The sequence below is a fragment of the Microbulbifer agarilyticus genome, from assembly GCF_020171345.1.
GTDB classification, from domain to species: domain Bacteria; phylum Pseudomonadota; class Gammaproteobacteria; order Pseudomonadales; family Cellvibrionaceae; genus Microbulbifer; species Microbulbifer agarilyticus_D.
The window spans coordinates 437,389-453,235 of record NZ_JAIUZM010000004.1; the positions used below are offsets into that span (position 1 = coordinate 437,389).

Sequence of the window (15,847 nt, forward strand, 5' to 3'; positions counted from 1 at the left end):
GACATGGCGGCGGTTTTTTTCCGGAGTCTTGTGCCCGGTTTCATCTCGCGTGGCCTGCTGTTGATCGTTTTAGTTTACGCGGCAGCAGTCAAAGCGGATGAGCGGGGTGCTATGGAGGCAGGCACTTTGTTGGTGCTTGGGGACAGTATCAGCGCGGCCTATGGCATTGATGAGCGCGACGGCTGGGTGCAGCTGTTGCGCGACCGTCTGGCGGAGCAGGATCTGGCGGTGAAGGTGGTGAATGCCAGTGTGAGCGGTGAAACGTCTGCGGGCGGCCTGGCGCGTTTGCCGCGGTTGTTGAGTGAGCACGGCCCTGACTGGTTGGTGCTGGAGCTGGGTGGTAATGATGGTTTGCGTGGTTATCCGCCGCGGATGTTGAAGCAGAACCTGGTGCGCATGGTGGAGATGGCGCGGGAGCAGGGTGCCGAGGTGCTGCTGCTGGGTATGCAAATGCCGCCGAATTACGGTAAGGCGTATACCAAGGCGTTTGCCGAGGTTTTTCCGAAGGTGGCGGCGGAGCAGAAGGTGCCGCTGGTGCCGTTCTTTCTGGAGACGGTGGCGTTGTTGGATGGCGCTATGCAGACCGATGGTATTCACCCGACGGCGAAGGCGCAGCCTGCGCTACTGGACCAAGTGTGGCCCTGCCTGGAAATCCTGTTGAAAGGCAATGTGGATACCCGGTCCGATAGTTTGTGCACTTCTTGATCGGAAAGCGTACAATCGCGGCCTGATTTTCGTCGGGCCTCGCTTTGGTAGTGGGGCTCCGTAGATGGTTCCGGGGCGGCACTGCCACCGGGGAAGCCACTGCGGGACACGCTACGAGTTCATCTATGAACGCTCGGCTGTGGCCATCTCTGGCCACAGACGGTCCCGCACTGGCTTCCCCGGTGTCAGCGCCTGCGCATGCAAGTATTCACTTCTGTCTGACCCCGGGTAATACCGCACGTTATTTTCGAGATTTACCGATGTCTGACCTGGAAAACCGCCGCGACCGGCTGGAATTCAACAAGCTGCAAAAGCGCCTGCGCCGCAATGTGGGCAAGGCGATCGCCGACTTCAATATGATTGAAGAGGGCGACAAGGTGATGGTGTGCCTGTCTGGTGGTAAGGATTCCTACGCGATGCTGGAAATCCTGATGAACCTGCAGAAGACCGCACCGGTGCACTTTGAGTTGGTGGCGGTGAATATGGATCAGAAGCAGCCGGGCTTCCCCGAGCACATCCTGCCGGAGTACCTGCAGTCCATCGGCGTGCCGTATCACATCGTGAACAAAGATACTTACAGTGTGGTGAAGGAAGTGGTGCCGGAAGGCAAGACGACCTGTGGCCTGTGTTCACGCCTGCGCCGTGGCACTTTGTACGGTTTTGCCGAAGAGATCGGTGCGACCAAGGTGGCGCTCGGTCACCACAAGGACGACATTGTTGAAACGCTGTTTTTGAATATGTTTTACGGTGGCCGTCTGAAAGCGATGCCGCCGAAACTGCGCGCAGACGATGGTCGCAATATCGTGATTCGCCCGCTGGCGTATTGCCGCGAGACAGACCTGATTGCGTTTGCCGATCACAAGCAGTTCCCGATTATTCCGTGCAACCTGTGTGGTAGTCAGGAAAACCTGCAGCGTCAGGCGATCAAGGGCATGTTGAATGAGTGGGATAAGAAATATCCCGGTCGCAGTGACAATATTTTCGCTGCGTTAACCCGGGTATCTCCATCCCAGCTGGCGGATCGCGACCTGTACGATTTTGAAAGCCTGGAACTGGATCGTTCTAAACCCGCGCCTGCGGTGGACGCGCGCGCGATTGAGCAGTATGTGGATTCCTGGATTCCTGAAGACGCTCGCGATGAGGAGCCGGAAGTTTCTCCAGCAGCTTCTCAGGAGGAGCCGGTGCAGCCGCTGTATATTGAGGCGCGGAACCTGTAGGCGACTCGTCCTCAATCAGTAGTGTATCGGCTCTTTGAACAGCCGCGGTTTGTACCGCGGCTGTTTCGTTTTCGGGTTCCGGTTCTAGTTCTGGTAGGGCATTTTCTGACGGTCTTACCAGCTTGGAGTAGCTGTCGACGAAGTCCCGCAGGCGCGCGCTGGGGCCGTGGTGAAAGTGCTTTTTCCACAGTTTGGCCATACGCGGTAAATCGGAGGTTTCCACGCGCTCTACACCCGCAGCGCGGTAAATCAGCCACGCGATCGCGGTGGCGTAACGCAAATTAGTAGCGAGTTCCGTGTGGGGGTGCTGCAAAAAGTCGCGCTGGCTGGCGAGCCCGCGCACCTTGGAAGCGAGCGGCGGGAAGTTGATCAGATATTTATCCCAGATCTGGCGGTGCGTGCTTGGCAGAATCTGGAAAATACCCATGCCGTGGCGACGCCCCTGCTTGAGGTGGAAGCCGAGCTGGGATTCCTGAGCGGCGGTGCCCAGTAACAACGCTTCCATGCCGGGGGTCCAGGCTCGGAGCTGCTTTAATGTGGGACGAACGACGAATAAACGCAGTTCATCCAGGCAAATACCCATAGTGTTTAATGTTTCCCTGTGTACTCAGTCTGAAACCGCCATCCGTGGTAGTTTGCACAAGCTGTACATATCCATGGTTTAGTTTGCGGATTGAGTAACCGCCAGTGAATGGGTAGATTTACGCGCAATAAAGACCAATAACGACGGAATCAGCCTAATCTTTCACCAAAAGAGGCTGGATCTGCCAATTCTGACGGGGAATTCCACATGTCTGGACAATGGCTTGTCGCCCTTACCTTCATTGCTTATCTGGTTCTCATTCTTGCGATCGGTGTCTATGCCTACCGTCGCACCAAGGATGCGAGCGATTATTTTCTCGGGGGGCGCTCATTGCCGCCGGCGGTGGCGGCGCTGAGTGCCGGTGCCTCCGATATGAGTGGCTGGTTGTTGCTCGGGTTGCCGGGCGCGGCCTACGCCAGTGGCCTGTCCTCCGCGTGGATTGCGTTTGGCCTGTTCGGTGGGATTGTGCTGAGCTGGACCATCATGGCGCGGCGCCTGCGTATTTACAGTTTTGCGCTCGATGATGCGCTGACGGTACCGTCTTATCTGCACCGGCGTTTCGACCTGAGCACGCCGTGGCTGCGCACCGTGTGTGCGTTTTTCATTTTGCTGTTTTTCCTTTTCTATGTGGCGTCTGGATTGATTGCCGGCGGTAAGCTGTTTGAAACGGTGTTCGGCTGGGATTACCAGTGGGCAGTGGTGATCGGTGCGATCGCGGTGATCTCGTACACCCTGTTTGGTGGCTTTCTCGCGGTGTCCTGGACTGACGTTTTTCAGGGACTGTTGATGAGCCTGGCGCTGCTGATCGTGCCCATCATGATTATTTCCGACGAGGGCGGAGTAGGTGGTGCTTGGGCGCAGATGCAGGCGGAGTATCCGGAATTGATGCATCTGATGGTGGACAAGTCTGGAACCGCACTGGGCTTGGCCGCGATTCTGAGTTCACTGGCTTGGGGGCTGGGGTATTTCGGCCAGCCGCATATCCTGGCGCGCTTCAAGGCGTTACGTCATCCGGATGATATGCCGGCGGCGGCGACGGTTGCTGCAATTTGGTCGCTCGCGGGTTTCCTTGGTGCTCTGAGTGTTGGCCTGTTTGGGCATCTGGAACTTACCCAGGCGCTGCCCGATGGGGAGCGTATTTTTATGGCCTTGGTGGAGGCCCTGTTCCATCCGCTGATTGCCGGTATTCTGCTCGCGGCAATTCTGTCGGCGATTATGAGTACCGCAGACTCGCAGTTGCTGGTGTCCTCTGCGGCCCTGGCGGAGGATATCTACCACGTCTGGTTCGGCAAGAAGGTTTCCTCAGAGCATCTCGTGGTCGTGGGCCGCTGGGCGGTGGTGGCGCTGTCGCTGATTGCGATCGGTGTGGCTATGGACCCGGATTCCAAAGTGCTGGATGTGGTCGCCTATGCCTGGGCTGGCCTCGGGGCCGCGTTTGGTCCTGCAGTACTCATTAGCCTGTATTGGTCGCGTATGACCGGCGCGGGTGCCATCGCCGGGGTGCTTGTTGGGGGTATAACCGTATTGGTTTGGAAACACCTCTCTGGTGGCATCTTCGATATATACGAGCTTTTACCGGGTTTTGTCCTCTCCGCAGCTGCTATTGTTTTAGTAAGTGCCGTGACGCATTGCCCCGAAGGAATTTCAACGCGCCACCGTCAAATACTGGGGCAAAAGCAGTAGTTCGATTGCGGTACAGGTGCAAGGTTGCACTTATTGATCGGTGGTGCCGCGGCTGGAGTAGTTAGAGTGATCGAAGTACACCTCGGTGATATCACTCGGTTGCATGTGGATGTAATCGTCAATGCAGCCAACCAGAGGCTCCTGGGTGGAGGCGGCGTCGACGGCGCCATTCATCGCGCGGCCGGTCCGGCACTACTGGAGGCCTGCCGCGTTATTGGCGGGTGTCCAGTTGGTGAGGTGCGGGCCACGCAAGGTTACGGTCTTCCGGTCAAACGCATTTATCACACGGTAGGACCCGTGTGGCGCGGCGGTAATTTGGGCGAGCCGGAGCTACTGGCCAGTTGTTATCGACAGTGCCTCAATCTCGCCCGCCGTGAACACGCCCATTCTCTCGCCTTTCCCGCCATCAGCTGCGGGGTCTACGATTATCCCCCTGAACTCGCTGTCGAAGTTGCTGTGGAGCAGGCGCAGCAGCATCTCGACCGCGATGGCGGTCCGCGCCATGTAATTTTCTGCTGCTTTGACGAAGATATGGCCGAGTTGTACCGCATGCAGCTGGATGCCTGCGTGCGTCGTTAGCCCGATTTTTTAACCAGCCGGCAGAATTTCCCAATGTTCTGCAGCCTCTCTCTTTTTTTGCGCCCGGCGCTGCCGGGCTGCACTTATCTCACAAAATAGATGTTTCGTGACCATTTGGTCTGGTTTGGTTCTAATGTACCATCTCTGAAAGCCAATCCATATAACAACCAAGGCGAGGGAAAACGATGCGTACAGCAGAACAATGGTTCAGCGAATACGGCGAGAGCCATCAGAACTCCACCAACAAGGCCATCCACTGGATTGCAGTGCCGGTCATTTACTTCACTGTTGTGGGCCTGCTTTGGTCCATCCCCCAGCCGGATTGGATGGCAGCGCTGCCGTGGCTGAACTGGGCGGTGGTAGCGATGGTGCCCACGATGCTGTTTTATGTGCTGATGTCATTCCCGGTGGCGCTGGGCATGATCGCGCTTTCACTGATTTGTCTGGGTATTTGCAGCGGGCTGGAAAGAGCCGGTTTGAGCGTGCTCTGGTGGTCTGTGGGCCTATTTGTGGTGATGTGGGTATTCCAGTTTATCGGTCACCATATCGAGGGCAAAAAGCCGTCTTTCTTTAAGGATCTGCAGTTCCTGTTGATTGGCCCTGCGTGGGTCATCGGCTTCCTATATCGCAAACTCGGTATCAAGTACTGAGTTTTGCCGGCGAGCACTACTGTCATCCGGGTGCTCGCTTCCTGTCTCCCTGTCTTTTCGCGGTTTTTTGTTACCGGTCTTTTATCACCGGTTGTAGTGCACCGGTACCTCCAGCGTTTCTTTTACCTCTTCCATAACCACATAGCTGGTGCATTCCTGAACCTCCGGCAGGGTCAGTAGAGTCTCGCCATAAAACTTCCGGTAGGCGCCCATATCGGCCACCCGGGCTTTGATCAGGTAATCGAAGCTGCCCGATACCAGGTAGCACTCCTGCACCTCCGGTAGCTCCGCAACCGCGTTGCGAAACGCTTCAAAGGCATCCTGGGCGGAGCGGTTCAGGCGGATTTGCACGAACACCACCAGCGCGGCATCCAGGTACTCTGGGTTGATCAGCGCGGTGTAACCCTGAATCACCCCATCGCTTTCCATCTTCTTGACCCGCTCGACGCAAGGGGTCGCCGTCAGGCCCACCTGACGGGCCAGTTCTGCGTAGCTGGTGCGCCCGTCTTTCTGCAGTACACGGAGAATATTGCGGTCAATGGTGCTGAGTTCGCCGGCGCGTCTCTTCATCTGAATCTCTCGAAAACTGCCCGATCTGGCCTGCTGCGGCACGGGAACTGGGTGGGCTTGACTTGGCCACTGATTAAAAAGTGGTTCTGACTGGCTGAAAAGTAGCCTTTCATCGACTTTTGTAGTGGATTCCACTAATCATAATTAAATAACTATAAAAATCCACTTTATATAGGTGCCTATACTGCGGGAATCCAACAAGAATGTAATGCGCACTCGATGGCGCTGACAGAGTAATTGAGGAGATTCGCTATGTTGATCGGTGTCCCAAAAGAGATTAAGAACCACGAATACCGCATTGGCCTGACGCCTTCGAGTGTTCGCGAACTGATTGGTCATGGTCACGAAGTGATCGTGCAGAAAGACGGTGGTGCGTCCATCGGCTTTACCGATGAAATGTATGTAAGTGCCGGCGCCAAGATCATCGATACTCCGGAAGAGATCTTTGCCACTGCCGACATGATCGTGAAGGTAAAAGAGCCTCAGCCGCACGAGTGCGAAATGCTGCGTCCTGGCCAGCTGCTGTACACCTACCTGCACCTCGCCCCAGACCCCAAGCAGACCGAGCTGCTGGTGAAGTCCGGTGCAACCTGTATTGCTTACGAAACCGTAACCGACCGTTTTGGCGCGCTGCCGCTGCTGGCTCCGATGTCTGAAGTTGCCGGCCGTATGTCCGTGCAGTGTGGCGCACACCACCTGGAAAAAGCTCAGGGTGGCCTGGGTGTGCTGCTGGGCGGCGTACCGGGTGTAGCTCCAGCCAAAGTACTGATTATCGGTGGTGGTGTCGTAGGTACCAACGCAGCCAAGATGGCACTGGGTATGGGTGCCGATGTAACCATTCTGGATCGCTCCCTGCCGCGCCTGCGTCAGCTGGACGACATTTTCGGTGGTGCGGTACGTACCGAGTACTCTACCGATGACGCGATTGAATCCCACGCGCTGGAAGCGGACCTGGTTGTCGGTGCGGTGCTGATTCCGGGCGCTGCTGCGCCGAAACTGCTGACTCGCGACATCATCAGCCGCATGAAGAAAGGCGCGGTTGTGGTCGACGTGGCGATTGACCAGGGCGGTTGTTTCGAAACCTCCAAGGCAACCACGCACCAGGAGCCGACCTACGTAGTCGACGGCGTTGTGCACTACTGCGTTGCCAACATGCCGGGCGGCGTTGCGCGTACCTCCACCATGGCCCTGAATAATGCGACTCTGCCGTTTGCAGTTGCTCTGGCGAACAAAGGTGCCAAGCAGGCGCTGCTGGACGACGCCAACCTGCTGGAAGGCCTGAACGTGCACGCCGGCATGGTGACTTACAAGGCTGTTGCCGACGTACTGGGCTACGAATACGTGGATCCGAAACTGGCACTGCAGAAGTCCGCGGTTGACGCGGGTGTTGCCGCTTAAGCCAATCTATTCATTGTCACGTGATGGAAATGGCTGGAGCGGGGTGTGAGATTTCAAATTAGGGAAGTCTCAGCCTCACTCCGCAACAGGTTCTCTTCTGGGGCAGCTTCACGCCCCACTCTGTGAGACCCGGCAGTATTGTTACTGCCATTATGGCCGCGCTATTTAGCGCGGCTTTTTTATGCCTGCTTTATGCCTGCAAGTTGAGGAATAAGAGTTGGGGAAAAGCGCTTGCCTGTTGCAGTGCTATCGAGCGGGAAACAGGCGGCTGAGTAGTACCGGCAAAGCGGTTTCGACGCGCAAAATACGCGGCCCCAGGTGGACCGACTGAAACCCGGCTTCCTGCAGCTTTTCCACTTCGTAGGGGATAAACCCGCCTTCGGGGCCGACGGCGAGCGTGGTTTGCTGCTCGATATCCACAGGGCAGGGGGCGTCCGTCACCGGGTGTGCAACCAGCTTGAGAGACTGATTGGCGATTTCGGGGAGTTCGTCTTCGACGAAGGGCTTGAAGCGCTTGCGCAATTGGATTTCCGGCATGGCGGTATCCACGGCCTGCTCGAGTCCGAGCACACACTGTTCCCGCAGCTTTTCTTCAGCCAGCCAGGGGCTTTGCCAGTAGGACTTTTCTACGCGGTAGGCGTTGAGCAGATAGAGCTTTTTTACCCCCAGTGCGGTGGCGTGCTGAATCGTGCGCTTGAGCATCTTGGGGCGGGGCAGGGCGAGGATCAGGGTCAGTGGCAGCGCCGCCGGAGGTTCTGCCACAAGTGACACCGTCATGGCGATGTGATTTTCGCTGCGCTCGGTGATTTCGCCTGCACCAACCTGGCCGTTCACCACGCCAACTTTGAGGCGGTCGCCAACATCGGCGCGCTGTACTTCCACCATATGCTGGAAGCGACGGCCGCGCAGTACTACCTGGCTGGAGGATTGAAAATCCTCGGGCTCCAGTAAGATCAGATTCATGGAGTTAGCGCCCGGCGAACGCTACCGCGCCTTTGCCGATACCTTCGTAGGCACGCACGGTAATTTGTTTGTCGGCATTTTCTGCGGAGAGCACATCGGCGATGTACTGCGCGAGCTGCTCCACGGTGGTGTCGCAGTCGAGAATTTCACAGCGGCTCGCAGGAATCGTCAGGGTGAATTCACCCTGTTGTGCCTTGTAAGCAAAGTGCAATTGTGTGGTTTGGCCCTGCGTATCCTCGCCTGTGAGGTCCTCTCTGGTGCCGAGGTAGATGTCCGCCCAGCGTTCCGCCCACTGGGATTCCAGCGCAGGGCTGCGTTCGCTATCGATGTCGATGCGGATGCGGGAACGGTGGCCGTGGGCAATACGCTGACAGTTACCATCGTGCTTTTTCAGGCCGTGACTGTAGTGGTAGAACGGACTGTCGATGGACTCCACGCTAAAGCTCAGGCTGAGTTTGTCCACGCTGGTGGGGAAAATCCCATCCAGTTCATTTACACACCAGGCCGCTACCGACTCCGGGGTGATGGACTCCACCGCAACCAGGGCGAAGGCCTGCGCCGGACCGCCCACGGTGATGTGCTCGCCGTCGGGCAGGGCCCATGTCAGCTGAATCTGGTCGCCATCCTGCTGCATGCTCAGGTGCGGTGAGCGGGTCGGTACCAGCAAGCGGTGGTCCAGCTCGTGATCCAGCCAGTTGCGCAGGGTCTTCTTGACGATACCGAAGTCACACACCATACCCTGGTGGTCCAGAGCACCGTCGAGGGCGGCATTGGCCAGCCAGGTTTCACCGACAACACCGCGGGTGTGGTGGAGATAGCTGAAATCCACATTGGTGAGACTGTCGACGAACAGGTGCATAGGAGACTCGGTAATTTCGCTTGAGTAATCGCTAGATTAGGGTAAACGCTGGAAATGGGCCCGGATCGGGCGCGGCACATTATAGCTTTTTTATGCACGCAATTTGACCTGTCCCCGGCACAAAATGACGCGTGTCTATCAAGGGGGGAGGCAAAGGTGAAAGTAAAGGTGAAAGCAGAGGCGAAAACAAAGCCGAAAATAGGGGCTGGAACCTGGCGGCAGGAGTCTCTATAATCGCGCCCTCTTCGAGCGCAGTGGTGTGTATTTGCGATTCTTGCAGTCACAACCGCCAGTGCTAATCTGAGTGCTCGAACGTTGTGGCGGCCCTTCCGGTCTCCTCGCAATGATCAGCTGTGAACCCCGCCAGGCCCGGAAGGGAGCAACGGTAGCAGTGACATCATGTGCCGGGGGTGTGCTGGTTGGGCTGCCTCCATTTCTCCTCCGCTCCTCCTGTCTGCTTCCCAGTCCTGCTTCCCGGTTTCCTCACCGCTTGCTACGGCAATATTTTTCTCTGTTTCTGCGGTTCTTTGGGGAATTTGGTGCCGTTGTGTTGTGCGACGCGCGCGCTGAACCTAATTCGTGGCTGGGTGTGTGCTATAAAACGACGACAATCTTTGCTTCATTCCACTCGCTTGGCCGGGTAGAGATCCCAAATAACACCATAAAATGATCCGAGGAAGTCGATGAAAAAGCTCGCGCTAATAATCGCTGCTGCCACTTTCACCCTGGCAGGCTGTGACCGTGACTCTACTGAAACCGAGGCGGCAGTCTCTGAGAGTGCCACTTCTGAAACCGTGCAGGGTGCAGCGGAAAACACAGCGGCCGCCAATGCGGAGATGAACACCGCCGACAGTAATGGGCAACCGAGCGCGGAGGATGCCAAGGCATTCCTGGCTGACGCCCAGGCCCGTCTGGAAAAAATGGCCCAGGAAGCGAGCCATGCGAGCTGGGTAGCCTCTACTTATATCAATCTGGATTCCCAGTACACCGAAGCCCTGGCGATGGAGCGCTATACCGCGCTTGCGGTCGAGCTGGCCGGTGAGGCGGCCAAGTTCGATAACGTGGATCTCGACCCCGAAACCCGCCGCATGCTGACCATGCTCAAGCAGGGCCTGGTTTTTCCCGCCCCGAATGACCCGGAAATGACCGCGGAGCTTGCGCAAATTGGTTCCAAAATGCAGGGCATGTACGGTGCCGGCAAGTACTGCCCCGAGGAAACCGCGGGACTGGATCCGACCGTCAAGGAAGAAGGCAAATGCTTCACCCTGACGGAAATGGGCCAGATGATGGCCAACAGCCGCGACCCCAAATTGCTGAAAGATCTCTGGGTTGGCTGGCGCAAGGTTGCGCCGCCGATGAAGCCACTCTACGAGCGCCAGGTTGAGATCGGAAATGCCGGTGCCAAGGATCTGGGTTACGACAATCTCAGCGTGATGTGGCGCTCCAAGTACGACATGCCGGCGGACGAATTTGCCGCAGACATGGACAACCAATGGAACAAGGTGAAGCCCCTGTACAAGGCGCTCCACTGCCACGTACGCGCAAAACTGAACGAGCATTATGGCGATAAAGTAGCGCCGGCAAGCGGCAAAATTCCGGCGCACTTGCTCGGCAATATGTGGGCGCAGGAGTGGGGCAACATTTACGATATCGTCAAAGATGACGATATGGAGGCACCCTACGATCTCACCGAGCTGGTGGTAAATTCCGGCATGACCGAACAGGATATGGTGAAGACCGGCGAGAAGTTTTTTACTTCACTCGGCTTTAAACCGCTGCCGGACACCTTCTGGGAGCGCTCTCAGTTTGTGCAGCCAAAAGACCGCGATGTGGTTTGCCATGCGAGTGCCTGGAACCTGGATGGCCAGGACGATATCCGCATCAAGATGTGCATCAACAAGACCGGTGAAGACCTGATCACCGTCCACCACGAGTTGGGGCACAACTTCTATCAGCGTATCTACAACCAGCAGCCGTTCCTGTACAAAGAAGGCGCCAATGACGGCTTCCACGAGGCGGTGGGGGATACCATCGCGCTGTCCATCACACCCAAGTACCTGAAAGAAATCGGCCTGATGGATGAGATCCCCGGTGAAGACAAGGATCTCGGTTATCTGATGCAGCAGGCACTGGATAAGATTGCATTCCTGCCGTTCGGTCTGCTGGTGGATAAATGGCGCTGGCAGGTGTTCAACGGCGAAGTTGCCCCCGGTGATTACAACAAGGCGTGGTGGCAACTGCGCGAAGAGTATCAGGGCATTACCCCGCCGGTAGAGCGCAGCGAAGCGAACTTCGATCCGGGTGCCAAGTACCATATTCCAGGAAATACGCCATACGCCCGCTACTTTTTAGCGCGTATTCAGCAGTTCCAGTTCCACCGCGCGCTCTGCGAGGCCGCCGGTGAAACCGGGCCGTTGCACCGCTGTTCCATCTACAAAAACAAAGCGGCCGGAGAAAAGCTGCGCAACATGTTGGCCATGGGCGCAAGCAAGCCGTGGCCGGATGCTATGGAAGCACTCACTGGTGAGCGCGAACTGGATGCCACCGCGATTGTGGATTATTTCCAGCCGCTGATGGTGTATCTGGAAGAGCAAAATAAAGACCGCGACTGTGGTTGGTAATCGCTAGTAATCGCTGGTCTTTCCTGTTGCATGAGTCTATTGCCTGACCCTATTGGCCGCTTAGAAATTGCCAATGGGGTTAGGGGTTTGAATCAGAATTTGTGACCTTAGAATGAGTCAAGATTTGTTGTAAGTCGGGTGGGGTGCTTTTGCCTGCAATCTATCCGGCCCGGTAACCGCGATCGTTCATTCGAAGCGCTTTACCGGCTCAAACGGAATGTAATCGATTCACACAAACGAGGTTGCTAATGAGCAATATTGATATCGGTATCGGTGAAAAGGATCGCGAAAAAGTAGCAGAGGGTTTGAAACGCCTTTTGGCAGATTCCTACACGCTTTATCTGCAAACCCATAACTTTCACTGGAATGTTACCGGGCGCCTGTTCAGGGAACTGCACCTGATGTTCGAGGAGCATTACACCGAATTGGCGACAGCGGTGGACGACATCGCGGAGCGCATTCGTACGCTGGACGTTATCGCCCCCGCTACCTATAAAGCGTTTGCGGAACTGAGCTCGGTTAAGGAGGTGGAAGACGTACCTGCAGCAGAGGAAATGGTGCGAATCCTTACCCAGGGGCACGAACAGGTGGTGAAAACCTGTCGCGATGTGTTGAAGGCCGCGCAAGATGCGGATGATGAATCCACTGCGGCGCTGGTCAGTGACCGTATGCGTGTGCATGAGAAAACCGCGTGGATGTTGCGCGCCACCTCGCAGTGACCTCTGTATGTTTTCGAAAAAACCGGCCCATGGCCGGTTTTTTTATGTCTGCGGTTTATGTGCTTGTGCGGACTAATCTGCGCCCGGTCGCTGGTGTTCGCTTAACGCAATGGCTGCAAACGCCTGGGCCGGCGCCGAGAGTGCGCCCACTTCCCGCGCCAGAATGCCCACCGGGTGGCAGACCACCGGCTCTGCGAGTGGTTTGCATACCAGCCCATAGGATTGCATCTGTCCGATACACAGACTGGGTGCGGCACTGACGCCGAGCCCGCTTTTTACCAGCCGGCCGATGGTGCTGAGTTGGTAGGCTTCACACAGTAATCGCGGGGCCGCGTCGCCGGCGGCTCCGCTTTGCGAGAACGCGGCGTCGGTCCAGCGGCGCACTGCCGACCCCCGGTTCATTGCGATAAATGGCTCCCGTGCCAGATCCTGCCAGCGCACCAGGTCGTTGTTTTCCAGCGGGTGCCCTTTGGGTAGCACGGCGACAAACCGATCATCGCCGATGGGGGTAAATGTGAGACTGCCGAGATCATCTGGACGAAAGCTGAACCCTAACTCGGCGCGGCCTTCCTGCACGGCGCTGATTACCCGTTCCATCACAATATCCTCCAGCACGATATTGATATCCGGATAGCGTTGGTGGAACTCGCGCAGTAGTTCCGGCATGTGATTCAAGGCAAAGGCAGGGATGGCGGCAATCGACAGCTGCCCCTGCTGCAGGCGGAAGCGTTGCTGCACTGCGTCCAGGGTGTTATCCCAGTTGTGCAGCAGCTGCTGTGCGCGTTCGACAAAGGCCGCGCCCTCCGGTGTAAGCACAAGCTGGCGCCCATCACGACTGAACAGGGTGCCACCCAGGGATTCCTCCAGGCTGCGGATTGCAATGGATATGGCCGGCTGCGACACATGCAGCTGGGCGCTCGCTTCCGCCAGGCTGTGGGTTGTGGCCACGGCGACGAATGCGCGCAGTTGTTTGATGGTCGTGCTCATGGATAGCCGGGCTTACGTCAAATATAAGTAAAAATTAACAAATATTAAGAAGTTTAAATTAGTTTAAAGTGTTAGACCAAGGCATGATTGTGTACATGGCGAGACCGCGAATAATGGTCAACCATTCATACGGGCGCTGACAGCGCGCGCGAGCTCCGCAATACAGCTCCGTAACTTGGCCCCGTAACTTGGCCCTTATCAAGGCCCTGAACCCACACCGGTGGGGCGGGGTGAAGCAGAACGTCGGAATAGAACAACGAGAGAAACCGCCGCAATGAATAACCCCGTGCAACCCCTTTGGCAGCCCACCGCGGAAGCGATTGCCGCTACGCAGATGGACCAGTTTCGCCGTCAGGTAAACGAACTGCACCAGCAGTCGCTGCCGGATTACCACGCCCTGCATCAGTGGTCTGTGGATAACCGCGAAGCCTTCTGGAACCAGCTGTGGGATTTTGGCGAGGTGATTGCCAGTGAGCGCGGTGAGCGCGTCCTGGGTAAAGACACCATGCCGGGGGCGGAATGGTTCCCCGACGCACGCCTGAACTTTGCCGAGAACCTGCTGCGCTTCCGCGACGACAAGGCGGCGCTGGTTGAGCGCCTGGAAAATGGTCGCCGCCGCGAACTCAGCTACCGCGAGCTGTTTGCCGAGGTGGAGAAACTGGCTGCGGCGCTGGCCAATGCGGGTGTGGGCAAGGGCGATCGTGTTGCCGGCTTTATGCCGAACATTATCGATACCGCGGTGGCCATGCTTGCCACCACCAGCCTGGGTGCCATCTGGACCTCCTGCTCGCCGGACTTTGGTATCAACGGTGTGCTGGACCGCTTCGGCCAGGTGGGCCCCAAGGTGCTGTTTGCCTGTGAGGGCTATTTCTACAACGGCAAAACCATCGATTCGCTGCCGCGTCTTGAGCAGATCGTCGACCAGATCGAATCAATCCAGCAGCTGGTAGTGGTGCCGGTGGCGCGCTCGCCAGAGCAAACAGAAGCTGATATTTCCGGTTTGGATCGCGCAGTCAGCCTGCGTGCATTTGTGGAAAACGCGCCTGCGCGACCACTTACCTTCGAGCAGACCGAGTTTAATCACCCGCTGTACATCATGTACTCCTCCGGTACCACCGGTGTACCCAAGTGCATTGTGCACGGGGTGGGCGGCACGCTGCTGCAACACATCAAAGAGCATCGCCTGCACACGGATATTTCCCGCAGCGACACGCTGTTCTACTTCACCACCTGTGGCTGGATGATGTGGAACTGGCTGATTAGTGGACTAACTTGTGGCGCAACCCTGGTGCTCTACGATGGCTCGCCGTTCTACCCGGCGGCCGAGTGCCTGTGGGACATGGCCGATGAGGAAAGTATCAGCGTGTTTGGCACCAGCGCCAAATATATTGCCGCGCTGGAGAAGGCCGGGTGCAAGCCCCGCGAGAGCCATAAACTCGAGCGCCTGCGCGCGGTGTTGTCCACCGGCTCACCGCTGGCCCACGAAGGCTTCCGCTACGTCTATCGCGACATTAAATCCGCCCTGTGCCTGAGTTCGATCTCAGGGGGTACCGATATCATTTCCTGCTTTGCGCTGGGCAACCCGACACTGCCGGTTTACCCGGGGGAACTGCAGTGCCGCGGCCTGGGTATGGCGGTGCAGGTATGGAGCGACGATGGCAAGCCGGTGCTGGAAGAGAAGGGCGAGCTGGTATGTGCGACGTCCTTCCCCTGTATGCCGATCGGTTTCTGGAACGATCCGGATGGCAGCAAGTACCACGGCGCTTACTTTGACAGCTGGCCGGGTGTCTGGGCCCACGGTGACTATGCAGAAATCACCGAGCACGGTGGCGTGATCATTTACGGTCGTTCCGATGCTGTGCTGAATCCCGGTGGCGTGCGTATCGGCACCGCGGAAATCTACCGTCAGGTGGAAAAGGTCGAGGAGGTGCTGGATAGCATCTGTATTGGCCAGGAGTGGCGCGACGACGTGCGCGTGGTGTTGTTCGTGGTACTGCGCGAGGGGCTCACGCTGGATGACGACCTGATCCAGAAAATCCGTACCACCATCCGCGCCAATACCACGCCGCGCCATGTGCCGGCAAAGGTGATTCAGGTGGCGGATATCCCGCGTACCATCAGTGGCAAGATTGTGGAGCTGGCAGTGCGCAACGTGGTGCACGGTAAACCGGTAAAAAATCAGGAAGCACTGGCGAACCCGGAAGCACTCAAACTCTACGAAGATCTTGAGGCGCTGGCCGGCGAGTAAGTGATATCGGCGGGATAAGCGAACAAGGGAGGGCGCTATACTGCGTTCTCTCCGCTAGCCGAATG

The 15,847-nt window shown here is 57.2% G+C and carries 14 protein-coding genes and 1 other RNA gene; 11 read left to right on the forward strand and 4 right to left on the reverse strand.

The window, feature by feature from the left end:
* The first annotated feature begins 30 nt into the window (after positions 1-30).
* The 6 genes from LCM31_RS14710 (at position 31) to LCM31_RS14735 (ending at position 5,417) form a co-directional block, all read left to right on the forward strand.
* Positions 31-705, forward strand: a complete 675-nt coding sequence (locus tag LCM31_RS14710) for an arylesterase (protein WP_318247452.1) — start codon at positions 31-33, stop codon at positions 703-705.
* A 260-nt stretch (positions 706-965) separates the two neighbouring features.
* The gene (gene ttcA / locus LCM31_RS14715) at positions 966-1,922 is read left to right on the forward strand and encodes a tRNA 2-thiocytidine(32) synthetase TtcA (protein WP_224871375.1); all 957 of its coding nucleotides are present in this window, start codon (positions 966-968) and stop codon (positions 1,920-1,922) included.
* A gap of 298 nt (positions 1,923-2,220) precedes the next feature.
* The gene (locus LCM31_RS14720) at positions 2,221-2,415 is read left to right on the forward strand and encodes a hypothetical protein (protein WP_224871307.1); all 195 of its coding nucleotides are present in this window, start codon (positions 2,221-2,223) and stop codon (positions 2,413-2,415) included.
* A gap of 297 nt (positions 2,416-2,712) precedes the next feature.
* Positions 2,713-4,188 carry a sodium/proline symporter PutP gene (gene putP, locus LCM31_RS14725; protein ID WP_224871309.1) on the forward strand — a complete coding sequence of 492 codons (1,476 nt, stop codon included), beginning with the start codon at positions 2,713-2,715 and terminating at the stop codon, positions 4,186-4,188.
* A 66-nt stretch (positions 4,189-4,254) separates the two neighbouring features.
* Positions 4,255-4,767: a macro domain-containing protein gene (locus LCM31_RS14730; protein WP_224871312.1), complete on the forward strand. Its 513-nt coding sequence runs from the start codon at positions 4,255-4,257 to the stop codon at positions 4,765-4,767.
* 185 nt (positions 4,768-4,952) lie between these two features.
* The gene (locus LCM31_RS14735) at positions 4,953-5,417 is read left to right on the forward strand and encodes an Mpo1 family 2-hydroxy fatty acid dioxygenase (protein ID WP_224871314.1); all 465 of its coding nucleotides are present in this window, start codon (positions 4,953-4,955) and stop codon (positions 5,415-5,417) included.
* A gap of 84 nt (positions 5,418-5,501) precedes the next feature.
* On the opposite strand, the gene LCM31_RS14740 is transcribed toward LCM31_RS14735, so the two are convergent.
* Positions 5,502-5,987, reverse strand: a complete 486-nt coding sequence (locus LCM31_RS14740; RefSeq protein ID WP_224871316.1) for an Lrp/AsnC ligand binding domain-containing protein — start codon at positions 5,985-5,987, stop codon at positions 5,502-5,504.
* 252 nt (positions 5,988-6,239) lie between these two features.
* Here LCM31_RS14740 and ald point away from each other — a divergent pair, with 252 nt between their 5' ends.
* Positions 6,240-7,385, forward strand: coding sequence for an alanine dehydrogenase (ald, locus tag LCM31_RS14745; RefSeq protein ID WP_224871318.1), 1,146 nt, complete (start codon positions 6,240-6,242; stop codon positions 7,383-7,385).
* Between the two features lie 246 nt (positions 7,386-7,631).
* Here the strand turns inward: ald and LCM31_RS14750 are convergent, their stop codons facing one another.
* Together LCM31_RS14750 and LCM31_RS14755 are read right to left on the reverse strand one after the other, a co-directional pair.
* Entirely contained in the window at positions 7,632-8,348 is a 717-nt protein-coding gene (locus LCM31_RS14750; protein ID WP_224871321.1) for a 16S rRNA (uracil(1498)-N(3))-methyltransferase, read from the reverse strand.
* 4 nt (positions 8,349-8,352) lie between these two features.
* Entirely contained in the window at positions 8,353-9,207 is an 855-nt protein-coding gene (locus LCM31_RS14755) for a 6-carboxytetrahydropterin synthase (RefSeq protein ID WP_224871323.1), read from the reverse strand.
* Positions 9,208-9,534: 327 nt separating this feature from the next.
* Between LCM31_RS14755 and ffs the strand changes: the two genes are divergently transcribed.
* The 3 genes from ffs (at position 9,535) to LCM31_RS14770 (ending at position 12,547) form a co-directional block, all read left to right on the forward strand.
* Positions 9,535-9,631, forward strand: an RNA gene (ffs, locus tag LCM31_RS14760) — signal recognition particle sRNA small type.
* Positions 9,632-9,890: 259 nt separating this feature from the next.
* A complete protein-coding gene (locus LCM31_RS14765; RefSeq protein ID WP_224871325.1) occupies positions 9,891-11,828 on the forward strand; it encodes a M2 family metallopeptidase in 1,938 nt (645 codons plus the stop codon).
* A 248-nt stretch (positions 11,829-12,076) separates the two neighbouring features.
* Positions 12,077-12,547, forward strand: coding sequence for a Dps family protein (locus LCM31_RS14770; protein WP_222232926.1), 471 nt, complete (start codon positions 12,077-12,079; stop codon positions 12,545-12,547).
* 72 nt (positions 12,548-12,619) lie between these two features.
* On the opposite strand, the gene LCM31_RS14775 is transcribed toward LCM31_RS14770, so the two are convergent.
* Positions 12,620-13,534, reverse strand: coding sequence for a LysR family transcriptional regulator (locus LCM31_RS14775; RefSeq protein WP_224871327.1), 915 nt, complete (start codon positions 13,532-13,534; stop codon positions 12,620-12,622).
* Positions 13,535-13,808: 274 nt separating this feature from the next.
* Between LCM31_RS14775 and LCM31_RS14780 the strand changes: the two genes are divergently transcribed.
* Complete coding sequence (locus LCM31_RS14780) at positions 13,809-15,782, forward strand: acetoacetate--CoA ligase (protein ID WP_224871329.1); 1,974 nt, start codon at positions 13,809-13,811, stop codon at positions 15,780-15,782.
* Positions 15,783-15,847: the final 65 nt, after the last annotated feature.

Bases quoted from the DNA above. Each gene is read 5' to 3' on its own strand.
- putP (WP_224871309.1), top strand. From the start codon at position 2,713: ATGTCTGGACAATGGCTTGTCGCCCTTACCTTCATTGCTTATCTGGTT.
- ald (WP_224871318.1), top strand. From the start codon at position 6,240: ATGTTGATCGGTGTCCCAAAAGAGATTAAGAACCACGAATACCGCATT.
- LCM31_RS14750 (WP_224871321.1), bottom strand. From the start codon at position 8,348: ATGAATCTGATCTTACTGGAGCCCGAGGATTTTCAATCCTCCAGCCAG.
- LCM31_RS14735 (WP_224871314.1), top strand. From the start codon at position 4,953: ATGCGTACAGCAGAACAATGGTTCAGCGAATACGGCGAGAGCCATCAG.
- LCM31_RS14770 (WP_222232926.1), top strand. From the start codon at position 12,077: ATGAGCAATATTGATATCGGTATCGGTGAAAAGGATCGCGAAAAAGTA.
- LCM31_RS14765 (WP_224871325.1), top strand. From the start codon at position 9,891: ATGAAAAAGCTCGCGCTAATAATCGCTGCTGCCACTTTCACCCTGGCA.
- ttcA (WP_224871375.1), top strand. From the start codon at position 966: ATGTCTGACCTGGAAAACCGCCGCGACCGGCTGGAATTCAACAAGCTG.
- LCM31_RS14775 (WP_224871327.1), bottom strand. From the start codon at position 13,534: ATGAGCACGACCATCAAACAACTGCGCGCATTCGTCGCCGTGGCCACA.
- LCM31_RS14780 (WP_224871329.1), top strand. From the start codon at position 13,809: ATGAATAACCCCGTGCAACCCCTTTGGCAGCCCACCGCGGAAGCGATT.
- LCM31_RS14755 (WP_224871323.1), bottom strand. From the start codon at position 9,207: ATGCACCTGTTCGTCGACAGTCTCACCAATGTGGATTTCAGCTATCTC.
- LCM31_RS14740 (WP_224871316.1), bottom strand. From the start codon at position 5,987: ATGAAGAGACGCGCCGGCGAACTCAGCACCATTGACCGCAATATTCTC.